Here is a 12,310-nt window from a genome sequence, read left to right on the forward strand (position 1 = left end):
CCCTTTATATTTCATTATGGTTTCTTCTACCTTGTCACAAAAAATCCATTTAGATCAAGATGATTCTGAAGCACTCAAAAAGTGGATTAAAGCGCAAGCTTTAGAGTTGGGCTTTAGTGATTGTGTCATCGCCAAACCAGATGCTCAAGCAGAATTGGAGCGTTTTAAAGAATACTTAAAACGGGGTTATCATGGCGATATGAAGTTTCTAGAAGAAAATTTAGAGAAACGCGCTGACCCCACCTTACTCATTCCTGGTACAAAAAGCATTATTTGTGTTCGGATGAACTATTTAGTTGAAACACCAAAACCACGTTATATTCCAGATGAACCCAATGCAGCCATTATTGCACGCTATGCACGTGGTCGTGATTATCATAAAGTCATGCGCGGACGCTTAAAAACTTTGGCGGCAAAAATTCGTGAAAAAGTAGGTGATTTTGAAGCGCGCCCTTTTGCGGACTCTGCACCAGTATTCGAAAAGTCCTTGGCTGAAAATGCTGGTATGGGATGGACTGGAAAACATACCTTACTCATTCATAAAAGCTCAGGATCTTTTTTTGTTTTAGGCGAACTGTTTACTTCATTAGATTTACCTTTTGACGGCCCAACCACAAAGCATTGTGGCTCTTGTACCGCCTGTATCGACATCTGTCCCACACAAGCGATTGTTGAACCTTATATGCTTGATGCACGAAAGTGTATTGCTTATTTAACCATCGAATATAAAGGGATTATTGCTGAAGAATTACGTCGTGGGATTGGTAATCGAGTGTTTGGCTGTGATGATTGCCAACTCATTTGCCCCTGGAACAGTTTTGCCAAAAAAGCCACGATTGAAGATTTTAATCCACGTCATGGATTAGATCAGGTTAATTTACTGGACTTATGGCAATGGGATGAGCAAACTTTTTTGTCCAATACAGAAGGAAGTCCACTACGACGCACAGGCTACCAAAGCTTTATGCGTAATATTGCCATTGGCTTAGGTAATGCACCTTTTTCACATCAAATTATTGAAATTTTAAAACAGCATTACGACTTGCATGATGAAATTGTGCAAGTCCATATAGATTGGGCGATTCAGGAACAAATGATTAAATCAGGTCTAGTTTGAATCTTTTAATAATATTTTTGTTTACTCTCTCAGTTTTCCAGATATTTACAAAATTTCATCTGTAGAAAAAAATTAGTTGCCTGTTCAAGGCATAGTTAAAAGATAAGTCAAAAAAACTTTGTAACGATAATGGCTAAAAATAGAATAATTTCGTGAATAAAGTTAAATCTTATAATGAGCATAAATTCACAAAATTAATCGATAGATACTATTAAAATTGGCTTTTTATGCCTGTAGATTTTAATTAAATTAGGTATGATAAAATAAAGTAATAACGATGATTATGGATTTCACTGATGACGAATGTACGTAATGACTGGACACGTCAAGAAATTGAGGCTTTGTATAACCAGCCTTTTTTAGATTTAGTTTTTGAAGCACAACGCATTCATCGTGAACATTTTGATCCGAATACGATTCAAGTCAGCACTTTGCTTTCTATCAAAACAGGTAAGTGTCCTGAAGATTGTAAATATTGCTCTCAATCGGCACGTTACGATTCTAAGCTAGAAGCTGAAAAACGTATTGCAGTCGATAAAGTCATTCAAGAAGCCAAAGAAGCTTTAGCCGCTGGCTCTTCACGTTTTTGCATGGGCGCAGCATGGCGAAACCCGCATGAACGCGATATGCCGTATGTACTGGAAATGGTCAGTGAAGTTAAAGCCTTAGGTTTAGAAACCTGTATGACTTTAGGCATGCTAAACCAATCGCAAGCTGAACGTTTAAATTCAGCAGGTTTAGACTACTACAATCATAATCTTGACACCTCTCGTGAATACTACGCCAATATTATTACGACGCGAACTTTTGATGATCGTTTAAATACCTTAGATTTCGTTCGCCAAGCGGGCATGAAAGTCTGTAGCGGTGGTATTGTCGGTTTGGGTGAAAGCCAGCAAGATCGTGTTGGGCTCTTACATGAATTGGCCACATTGGCCATTCATCCAGAATCTGTTCCGATTAATATGTTGGTTCCGATTGAAGGTACGCCTTTGGCAGAAGTTGAAAAATTAGAAGTGACAGAATGGATTCGTACTATTGCAGTGGCGCGTATTATTATGCCGAAAAGTTATATTCGTCTTTCTGCTGGTCGTGAATCTTTGTCTGATTCTGATCAGGCACTCGCATTTATGGCAGGTGCAAATTCTCTCTTTTCAGGCGAAAAGCTATTGACGACACCGAATGCAGGTGAAGGCAGAGATAAACAGTTATTTGATAAATTAGGTTTAATTGCTGAAAAAGCAAAACCCAATGTGAAACAATTATCAGTCGATGCTATGGCAAGCTAATTTATTGTTCTGTGTCATCTATCAAAAAGCCCACTTCGGGCTTTTTTTATTAGAACATTATTCAGCAAAGTTATGCGCCGTGAGCAAAATGCCATAGCTGGCATTGAGATAATCCCCTACTCGAATAATATCTGTTCCATTTGCATGCTGCACCGCTAACTCTTGAGTAAGAGCATTGTAAATAAACGAATCAAAAGTATCTTGATGATGGCATAACCAAGATAAAGTATCAGTTAAATGTTCATCGACAATATAAGTTAGCGATTTAAAATTTTTGCTCATATATAGAAATTCACAGTTATTTTTTCTAAACAAATTTTAGATATAAACGAAAAGCAAATGTAATGATTTTGATTAAATTTTCATATTATTTTTATACCATTTTTTTGATTAATATTCAGTTTTCACAAAAAGAATAAAAGCCTTTCAAACTAAATAATGAAACACGAAATTTAATTTAGCACAGCCTAAAAATAAAAAAGTGAGCTTTACGCCCACTAATAATGATCAATAATATCAGCTAAAGTGACTTATTTATGCCACACTTTCTACATTCCTTATGCTCACCTATTTCTTGCATATACTCATACTCGTAGACATGCAAACAAAATAATTTCATAAGTAATTGAAGCATTTCCAAAACTCCTTATTGGATTGTTTTCAAATTTAAAATTTGAAAAAGACATTTCATCCTGAAACATTAATATAGTTAAAAATAACTTACTTCTATTTATTAGCATATTTTCCAAATAACTCAAGTAAATTTACAATAATTTTTCAAGCAAATTTATGGAAAAATTAAATGACTTAAACACCAAAATTTTATTAGTATGAAATACTTAATTCTATTTACATAAAATTAGACATTAAAAAACCACTTAGGATTAGTACACCTAAGTGGTTGTTTTATCTGGTGGGCCCAGACAGACTTGAACTGTCGACCAACGGATTATGAGTCCGCTGCTCTAACCAACTGAGCTATAGGCCCTTTTATGCTATCAAACCCACTATTATCAATAGTTTGTTTGCGAACCAATACTATCTAACATTTCATTCTTGAGCAAGCATTTTTTACATGTAGACTTAAGCTAGACGCAAGAAATTATTGTGCTATATTTTGAAGTATTGCAATGGTTAGCGATTCTAGCGATGTCATCATCAAGAGTAAAGCTCACGGAGACATTTATTGATCAACTCGAAATGACACCCGCCATTTTTCGAGATAGCGAGCTGATTGGTTTTGCAATTCGAGTAAATTTGACCTGTAAAACTTATATTGTTGAAAAAAAAGTATCAGGCAAAACGGTTCGCTCTACCATCGGTTTACACGGCAATTTAACCTCTATACAAGCGCGAAATATTGCTCAAAGCAAATTGAGTGAAATGAGGCAAGGCATTCATCCCAATTCAATAAAACGTACTGCTACTTTAAATAAAAATGTAAAAACCGATTTACCTAAAAATAAACCTACACTTGAACAAGCCTTTCAAAACTATCTAAGTCATAAAAAATTAAAACAACGAACCCTTCATGATTATACGATAGTCATTGATCGATATCTCCAGGATTGGAAATCTTACAAAATTGATGAGATTTCACCTCGCATGATTCAAGCAAAGCACACCCACCTTTCTTTACAAAGTAAATCTCAGGCTAATATGGCAATGCGTGTTTTCCGCGCAATTTATAATTATTCAATTGAACACTATTTAGATAAAAATGATCAACCCATTCTTAACACTCTTAATCCAGTCACAATCCTAAATAGAAAAAACTCATGGAATAAAATTCGTCTTCGCAAAAACCACCTTAATCAAGATCAGATATCAGCATGGACTAAAGCAGTGTTTGAATATCAAGATCGCGGACAAAAAAATCATACCAATCGAGACTTTTTACTAACTCTCGTGCTGACTGGTTTTAGACGTGAAGAATGTGAATCTTTGTCTTGGTCTAGCATCGACTTAAAAAATGGGTGGATTCACTTAAGAGATCCAAACAGTCGAAAAACTCATTCTTTACCGATGGGTGATTTCTTATTTTCCTTGATGAGAAAAAGACGAGCTCATATTACGTGTAAATGGGTATTTCCATCGGTTAAATCTGAAACAGGCCACATCAGTAATATTTCAAAAGTATGTCAAAAAATTAGTGCGTTATCTGGAATTGAGTTTAACTTTCAAGATTTAAGACGCACATTTAGCATTATTGCTGAAACATTAGATAATGACCCACATACAATGAATAATTTACTCAAGCATCAAAGCGAGGATGATCAAAACATAAACTCAGATCATCTCAAAATCAGTGAGCAAAATTTACGTGAAATCCTGAACAGGATTGAGAATATCGTGTTAGGCGAATATAAAATTAAAGAAATGTAATAAATAATCCAACTCTGATTCTGTATTAAAGTAAGAATCTCCAAGAAAAAAATATTGGATAAAAATCAATAAATTATTTAATTAAAAAATATTTAAAATATTAAACATGCATTTAAACTATGAGCAAACTAAAACATAGAATTAGAGTTGATTTGTTGAAATGAACATATTTATCAAAATGATTTTTATAAGCATGACTTTATCATTTAGGCCTAAAAAGCATTTTTAAAGAGATGTTAAAATTAATTATGTTGAGTCAATTTATAGAGAGCAAAATCTATTCCATTCACTGTGTAATTTTGTTAGCTCTTCGCCTGCTAATTTTTCAACTGTATAGACATAAAAAGTATGCGCTGAATCATGAATAATATTGCGATAGTATTTTTCGGCACCCACCCGCACTTCTTCCAATTCCTGCTGTTGAAGTTCTAATCCTTCGGTAAAAATATATTGATTATTCTGATTCCTATTGGCTATCCATATACTCATATAAACATCCTGAATTCATTGGGCTAAATAAAAATATACCCCATCTTGATCTTTGTTCAATCAACTTAACTTTGGGTTATTGTTATATTTTTGAGTCATTATGTTCTCAAACAACTCTAATGCTTAAAAAATTTCACTCATCAAAAAATCTAAATTTTTTATAATATTTATAACTCTACGAATCTCTATTTTAGCAAATATTTTAAAAAGCCCAATTTGAAATTGGGCTTCTTCTTCACTGTTCAATTTCTATAGGGTCACCATCTTCAAGGCGAATATGGCGTTTACCATCCTCTGCGGGATCGATACTTGATCCATCTTTAGTAATAGGGTTATACATTTCATCCTCTTTCTTATCGTCGAGAAATTCTTCATCCTCGAAATCCTGAGGCTCATCATCATCTTCAAAATCTAAAGGCTTTTCTTCATCTATCATGGCGATCCATCACTTATTTAACCGAGAAAAGACCATGCTCAAACATTTGATCGTTTGATTCAATAGCGAACGATCATCATTCGTGTAACGTTGTATTTTAGAATAACGTTTATGTTCTAGTTGTGTGAAATATTATAAATAAGCGATCTTGTAAACTCAGCAATTTTTAATCATGTATTTACTTAAAGGGTCTCATTTGCCGTTCACGTCTAATCAGACCTAAAGTTTGTTTACGTTGTCTAATTTGATCTTCGGTATAAGGTAAGTGTTTACAGAGTTCATTCAAATTCAATGCACTATTTTCGATCAAGTAAATATCTTGTTCGATGGTCCATTGTGAGGCTGGAACAATTTTAGCAGTCTGGATAGAGCTTATGCGACTTTTCATAATAGCGAGCATTGTTAAATTTCAGCTTTAATTCAAATATTAATATAAAACTAAGGGATTGAAAAAATTATTATTTACTCTCATTTTTTTAATTATCAATGGATATGTTAAAAAGTTAAGTTCCCACTTATTTTTATCATTTTTAGGTATTGATTATTCATTGTTAAAAATTATTTTTTTATAAAAACGGATGATGGATTGATGAAATGTACCATTTAAATAGCTTAATCACTCATCTGTATCTAAAAGCAATCAATACCACTTCATTTTAACTATACTTTTAAAGTCTTAATATTTCATGATTAAAAGATACCACTCATTATTTTGACAAGAAAAATAAAAGTATCGATATTTAATAAAGCTGAATTTTTGATTTTTTGAGTGAACTAAACTTACGTTGCTTGCGATATTCTAGAGTAATTTCGATTAAAGACCACAGCACAATCAGTACAAACAAAATCAATGCCAGTAAAAAAGTAGAAAAATACGTCATTATTTTCATCCCTGATAAAATACACCTAAAGTCGAACATGCTGCTGACACACATTCGATCTTAGACAAAAGTCTAATAGGTTATCTTTAATCTGGATAGGCATTTTTGATCATAATTCATAGTTATTTTAGATCGAATCAGTGTTTTTAAAGATGCATCCGCGTTTATTTATACTTTAAACCAATAAAAACTTTTTTTTGTGGCAATATTTATTGATCAGTTTGAACAAAGCTGCTCTTGACTCCTCTTAAGAACAAGCAGAAATTACCACTCTTTAAAATTGTATTGTAATTTTCTATGCTAAAAAAAATGATAGGCGAATCAGCATTCAAACTTGCCGGATGGAATTACCATGTAGAGCCAAACCTACTTGAAGATAAGCAGGTGATTGTTGGTTTTGAACATACCTCCATGATGGATGCAATACTTTCACTGGCGCTTTTTCAAATACTCGATATGAAAATTCATACACTGATCAAAAAAGAGTTGTTCAAAGGCCCAATGAAACCCATCTTGGACGCGATTGGAGGTATTGCTGTTGATCGTAAAGCCAATACAGATATTGTGTCGCTGATGGTTGAATATTTTCAAAAAAATGAAAAATTCAACCTCGTGATCGCCCCAGAAGCAACACGCGCCAAAACAGGTGAAACGCGTCGCCCTATTCGTACTGGTTTTTGGCATATTGCCAAAGCAGCTAACGTTCCCATTATTTTGATGTATGCCAACTCAAAAACAAAACAAGGTGGAATTTTAGGCAAAATCTATCCCACTGAAATCAATCATGATTTGGCTTTACTAAAACAAATGTACAAAGATAAAGTTGGTTTGGATATTGTTATTCCAGAATCTCTCAACTAAACGCTATTTGTTCAAAAACCTAAAAGCCAGCTCTTCCTAATAAAAAAGGGCTTATGGTAGAATTTATCACATTCGATTCGGCATAAAGCCAATCTAAAAGGAGCATATTTCGCATGGCGGGTCATTCCAAGTGGGCTAATATTAAGCATCGCAAAGCAAGACAAGATGCTAGTCGTGGTAAAGTTTTTACCAAATACATTCGTGAATTAACCACAGCTGCAAAACTCGGTGGCCCAGATGCAGGCAGTAACCCTCGTCTACGTGCTGTTGTTGAAAAAGCATTATCTGTAAACATGACGCGTGATGTGATTAACCGTGCCATTCAACGTGGTGCTGGTGGTGAAGATAACGACGATTTAAAAGAAGTAACCTACGAAGGTTATGGCGTGGGTGGTGTTGCGGTTATTATTGAAACCATGACGGATAACTTAAACCGTACCGTACCTGATGTACGCCACTGTTTTTCGAAAACAGATGGCAACTTAGGCACCAATGGTTCAGTCGCATTCCTATTCACGAAACGCGGTGAAATTACTTTTGAAGATGTCTCTTTAGAAGATAAAATCATGGATGTTGCTTTGGAAGCGGGCGCAGAAGATATCGAAGTTTCAGAAAATGAAATTTTGGTTATTACCACCCCAGAAACATTTGGTGACGTGCAGGATGCTTTAACTGCTGCTGGCCTTAAATCTGATAACGCTGAAGTGGTGATGAACCCATCAACCAAAGCCGAAATTACAGACATCGATCAAGCGAAAAAAATCATGAAAATGATTGATATGTTTGAAGACTTAGATGACGTTCAAAATGTCTATACCAACGTTGAATTTTCAGATGAAGTTCTCGCGCAACTAGATGAATAAATCAACGCTATGATCATCAAACTTCCTTGAATAGGATTGGATATTTTCTCACTGAAAAGTTGCTTGAAATAAAGGAATTTACACCATTTTTTGGCACGGATGCCACTTTAGTTATGCTTTGAACCTGTTTTAAAATCATCTTTTAAATGGGTTCAAAAACTTTATCTAGCGGATAAAACTCTTACACCTTCAGAATATTTATTGGTGTTTTTCATCTTCTGCTTGATTAAAACGAAAGAGCTATAAAACATATTTAAGCTCCCTCTGCCAATTCAATTTTAAACTCTATTCAGTAAACCACTACAGTTGAGCACATTATATTCTTTAATTACAAAACTAGAATGTAGCGCAACCACATGTTCAATTTTACCGATCCGCTTTAAGAGGATGTCACTATAATTTTCCATATCTTTAGCCACGACTTCAACAATAAAATCGGCGGATTGTCCTGTGACTAAAAAAGCATTAATGACTTCTGGAATATTTTCGAGTTCTTCTAAAAATTGGGCGAAAGTGTCGGTATCATGTTTATTTAAAGAAACCTGCAATAGAACATGTAGACTAAAACCTAACTTAGCATAATTAATGTCCCGCTTTAAATGGGTCATAATCTTGGCTTCAATTAAATGTTTGATTCGTCGATGTACAGAACTGACGGATAGATTAATACGTTCAGAAAGTTCATTTAAATTTACATCTTCCTGATTTAATATTTCAACGATCTGTTTATCAAAACGATCCAGTTCCATTACAAACTCCCTAGCAAATACATTCATGAGTTGATCAAAATTTAGTTTTTTACGTCCACATCTGAATAAAAAACTCATCTTCTCATTCAAAATTATTTTTCTATATTATACTTTTTTTATATTTTTCTTTTAATAAAACAGCAATTCAGGAAATTTAATTCGAAAATTAACAGAATAAAGAAAAATTCATAAATTAATGGTTTTATTAGAGCATACAGTAAACTTTAACTTTTAAATTCCTCGCCAATCTACACGAGCGTTACGTTCTGTTTGGTAAACTCTGAGCACATATTGTCCGATCGGTAATTGAGTTAAGCGTTCTTTATAATCTTTAAATTCTTTGGATAAAATTTCTGTATGCTCTTTTTCCCACGGTGTACCCGCAATATCAAGCAGTGGTGCAAGCATCGAACAGACTGAAATATCGGCCAAACCTAGACGCTCTCCCACAAAATAACGTCCATGATTGTCAATTAAACGCTGATTTAACTGTTCCACAATCGTATCGATCTGTTGTTTAGATTCCGCTACTTTTTCGACATCCAACTGATAACTTTTTGACAGTAAGGCTTTCATAAAAGGCTTGGAGTATTTTTCAAATTGACGTAAATAGCCTTTTTCACCGATCATAATATCTAAAGATTCCTCACCTTCAGTCAAACTATGCGCCAACCCCCATCGGCGAACGTGTAAGCCCAATTCAGATGCCTGCGCATTAATCTCTAAAGCTAACTCACGTTCTGCACTATTTGGACGCAGCAAGGAATGTTCTGGATATATTTCATCTAGATACAACGCAATTTCGGTTGAATCCGCCACCCAACAATGCTGATCGCGTAAAATCGGTAAGCGATTTTGTCCAGTTTTTAATTGTGCAAATGCACGATGTACACCAGGAATGAGATTGTGCGCCACAAAATCTAACTCTTTATAATCGAGCAACCAGCGCGCTTTTTCACAAAAATGAGATAAAGGAAACTGGTATAAAGTCCGCATAAAATCTCCGCAGTTCTTTTTGTCATTCGGGTATCAATTGAACCCCGACTATAGTGGGTACTTTAGTCACCCTATTTCAGAAATACAATACACTTTTATTCTAAAAAGGGTTTACCACGTGTTATCTCAAATTTGATTTCAACTTAATGAATGATCTATACAAGAAGCTAAATCAGAAATCTAAATAAGAAAATAAAATCATCAAGTTGTATTATTCAAAATATCCTGATCATCCAGATAAAGCTGGCGATGAAACTGTGTATTTTATAATGATCAAGCAAAGATTCATCATTTTCCAACACTGATAATGTAGATCACTCCTCACCTGAATTTATCAACTGCTTTGTTAAACCATCACCAATGAAAATTTAAAGCCTAATCGACTTAGGGCATTTTCAAGAAACATCACAGCCATGACCTGACTTTGTAGTGGCTTTCATGTAAAATCAGCCACAATTTTTAAATTATACGTTGTGAGTCATTTCATGGGTTTTAATTGCGGTATTGTCGGCTTGCCGAACGTAGGTAAATCTACACTTTTCAATGCGTTGACCAAAGCTGCGATTGCTGCAGAAAACTTTCCGTTCTGTACCATTGAACCGAACACAGGGATTGTACCTGTGCCTGATCCACGTTTAGACAAATTGACTGCTATTGTAAAACCACAACGCGTAATTCCAACCACAATGGAATTTGTAGATATCGCAGGATTGGTGGCAGGCGCATCTAAAGGTGAAGGTTTGGGTAACCAATTTTTGGCTAATATTCGTGAAACAGATGCAATTGCGCATGTGGTACGTTGTTTTGAAGATGAAAACGTCATTCACGTTAATGGTAAAATTGATCCTCTAGATGACATTGCGACCATTAATACTGAACTTGCCCTTGCCGATCTTGAAACTGTGGCTAAAGCCATTACACGTTTAACAAAATCTGCAAAAAGTGGCGATAAAGAAGCAATCGCAACCAAAGCAGTTTTAGAAAAAATTCAACCTGTGCTTGACGAAGGCAAACCTGCCCGTGCAACAAATTTAGATGATGATGAACGCAAACTGGTTCGTGGTTTTGGTTTAATGACTTTAAAACCAACCATGTATATTGCCAATGTGGCCGAGGACGGTTTTGAAAACAATCCACATTTAGATGCAGTTAAAAAGTTAGCGGCTGAAGAAAATGCGATTGTGGTTCCGTTATGCAACCAAATTGAAGCTGAAATTTCGTTGTTAGAAGATGAAGATCGTGCTGAATTTCTAGAAGCAATGGACATGGAAGAACCAGGTCTAAATGTCGTGATTCGTGCAGGTTATTCACTTTTAGGTCTTCAAACTTACTTTACTGCTGGCGTACAAGAAGTACGCGCATGGACAGTGAAAGTCGGTGCAACTGCACCTCAAGCAGCGGGTGTGATTCATACTGACTTTGAAAAAGGTTTTATTCGTGCAGAATGTGTTGCTTATGACGACTTCGTACAATACAACGGCGAATCTGGTGCAAAAGAAGCAGGAAAATGGCGTTTAGAAGGCAAAACTTACATCGTACAAGACGGTGACGTTTTACACTTCCGTTTTAATGTTTAAGTCTTAATATTCAAAAGCCCTGAAATATTCGGGGCTTTTTTATACCAATATGATTTTTGCTTAATGCAAACTTGCCCTAATCTGTTTACTTTCCATGTCCGCCCTCAATATGCGCGCCTGCGCTAAAATTCTTTCTTCTAAGTTTTTACGAAATCCAAGCATAAAGATCATTTCTGCCAAGACAAATAAAGGGCCAATGGCTAAACCAATAATATCATCCGTAAATGCAGGTTTTTTCTTTTCATAGAAATGCCCCACAAATTGAAATAGCCACCCCACCACAAAAATACCGATACTTAAACTTAACCAAAGCATCCAATCCAGATGTGCAATTTTTAATGCGAGCGGATACATTGCCAATAAAATAACCAACATAATGAAAGCGAAAATACGATCTAAACTCAAATAATAAATACTGGTGACGACAATAAGCCCCAAAGCAAGTGTCAGTTCGATCCCTACCCCGATGAATCCCACTCGTGCTGTTAAACATAAAATAGAAAAAACAATAAGAGGAATACCAATAAAATGCGTCAAAATATTTTTATGATTTAAATGATAAGCTGCATATTGGCTGAGCAACCGTTCTAATTTTGTCATATCCTTTGTCCTTGCTAGACTGATATTCTCACTATATAAAAAACTAAAAAGCAAAGTTGTCTTTTAG

Annotated in this window: 14 protein-coding genes and 1 tRNA gene; 6 read left to right on the top strand and 9 right to left on the bottom strand. The window is 35.0% G+C overall.

Annotated elements, in window-relative coordinates:
- The first annotated feature begins 16 nt into the window (after positions 1-16).
- On the top strand, positions 17-1,117 hold the full coding sequence (queG, locus tag H0S58_RS08615) for a tRNA epoxyqueuosine(34) reductase QueG (protein ID WP_195727587.1): 1,101 nt from the start codon (positions 17-19) through the stop codon (positions 1,115-1,117).
- A 296-nt stretch (positions 1,118-1,413) separates the two neighbouring features.
- On the top strand, positions 1,414-2,406 hold the full coding sequence (gene bioB / locus H0S58_RS08620; protein WP_053580049.1) for a biotin synthase BioB: 993 nt from the start codon (positions 1,414-1,416) through the stop codon (positions 2,404-2,406).
- 57 nt (positions 2,407-2,463) lie between these two features.
- Here bioB and H0S58_RS08625 read toward each other — a convergent pair whose 3' ends face one another.
- Entirely contained in the window at positions 2,464-2,688 is a 225-nt protein-coding gene (locus H0S58_RS08625; protein ID WP_053580048.1) for a hypothetical protein, read from the bottom strand.
- 629 nt (positions 2,689-3,317) lie between these two features.
- Positions 3,318-3,394: transfer RNA gene (locus tag H0S58_RS08630), tRNA-Ile, on the bottom strand.
- 269 nt (positions 3,395-3,663) lie between these two features.
- Between H0S58_RS08630 and H0S58_RS08635 the strand changes: the two genes are divergently transcribed.
- Entirely contained in the window at positions 3,664-4,791 is a 1,128-nt protein-coding gene (locus tag H0S58_RS08635; RefSeq protein ID WP_227592228.1) for a tyrosine-type recombinase/integrase, read from the top strand.
- 261 nt (positions 4,792-5,052) lie between these two features.
- Here H0S58_RS08635 and H0S58_RS08640 read toward each other — a convergent pair whose 3' ends face one another.
- The 4 genes from H0S58_RS08640 to H0S58_RS08655 all read right to left on the bottom strand — a co-directional run bounded on the left by H0S58_RS08640 (position 5,053) and on the right by H0S58_RS08655 (position 6,597).
- Positions 5,053-5,280 carry a hypothetical protein gene (locus tag H0S58_RS08640; protein ID WP_092717968.1) on the bottom strand — a complete coding sequence of 76 codons (228 nt, stop codon included), beginning with the start codon at positions 5,278-5,280 and terminating at the stop codon, positions 5,053-5,055.
- Between the two features lie 235 nt (positions 5,281-5,515).
- Complete coding sequence (locus H0S58_RS08645) at positions 5,516-5,716, bottom strand: hypothetical protein (protein ID WP_195726293.1); 201 nt, start codon at positions 5,714-5,716, stop codon at positions 5,516-5,518.
- 178 nt (positions 5,717-5,894) lie between these two features.
- Positions 5,895-6,104, bottom strand: a complete 210-nt coding sequence (locus H0S58_RS08650) for an acyl-CoA thioesterase (RefSeq protein WP_195726294.1) — start codon at positions 6,102-6,104, stop codon at positions 5,895-5,897.
- Between the two features lie 352 nt (positions 6,105-6,456).
- Positions 6,457-6,597 (bottom strand): hypothetical protein, encoded by a 141-nt coding sequence (locus H0S58_RS08655; protein ID WP_171250331.1) that lies wholly within the window; start codon positions 6,595-6,597, stop codon positions 6,457-6,459.
- A gap of 297 nt (positions 6,598-6,894) precedes the next feature.
- On the opposite strand from H0S58_RS08655, the gene H0S58_RS08660 reads away from it, so the two are divergent.
- Positions 6,895-7,458, top strand: a complete 564-nt coding sequence (locus H0S58_RS08660; protein WP_092717965.1) for a 1-acyl-sn-glycerol-3-phosphate acyltransferase — start codon at positions 6,895-6,897, stop codon at positions 7,456-7,458.
- A gap of 113 nt (positions 7,459-7,571) precedes the next feature.
- The gene (locus H0S58_RS08665; protein ID WP_053580042.1) at positions 7,572-8,321 is read left to right on the top strand and encodes a YebC/PmpR family DNA-binding transcriptional regulator; all 750 of its coding nucleotides are present in this window, start codon (positions 7,572-7,574) and stop codon (positions 8,319-8,321) included.
- A gap of 278 nt (positions 8,322-8,599) precedes the next feature.
- Here H0S58_RS08665 and H0S58_RS08670 read toward each other — a convergent pair whose 3' ends face one another.
- Entirely contained in the window at positions 8,600-9,070 is a 471-nt protein-coding gene (locus tag H0S58_RS08670; protein ID WP_053580041.1) for an Lrp/AsnC family transcriptional regulator, read from the bottom strand.
- Positions 9,071-9,301: 231 nt separating this feature from the next.
- Positions 9,302-10,066, bottom strand: a complete 765-nt coding sequence (locus H0S58_RS08675; protein ID WP_053580040.1) for a glutathione S-transferase family protein — start codon at positions 10,064-10,066, stop codon at positions 9,302-9,304.
- A 485-nt stretch (positions 10,067-10,551) separates the two neighbouring features.
- On the opposite strand from H0S58_RS08675, the gene ychF reads away from it, so the two are divergent.
- On the top strand, positions 10,552-11,643 hold the full coding sequence (ychF, locus tag H0S58_RS08680) for a redox-regulated ATPase YchF (protein ID WP_195726295.1): 1,092 nt from the start codon (positions 10,552-10,554) through the stop codon (positions 11,641-11,643).
- A gap of 60 nt (positions 11,644-11,703) precedes the next feature.
- Here the strand turns inward: ychF and H0S58_RS08685 are convergent, their stop codons facing one another.
- Entirely contained in the window at positions 11,704-12,243 is a 540-nt protein-coding gene (locus tag H0S58_RS08685; protein ID WP_053580038.1) for a DUF962 domain-containing protein, read from the bottom strand.
- Positions 12,244-12,310: the final 67 nt, after the last annotated feature.

This window comes from Acinetobacter sp. TTH0-4, assembly GCF_015602665.1.
Classification (GTDB): domain Bacteria; phylum Pseudomonadota; class Gammaproteobacteria; order Pseudomonadales; family Moraxellaceae; genus Acinetobacter; species Acinetobacter albensis.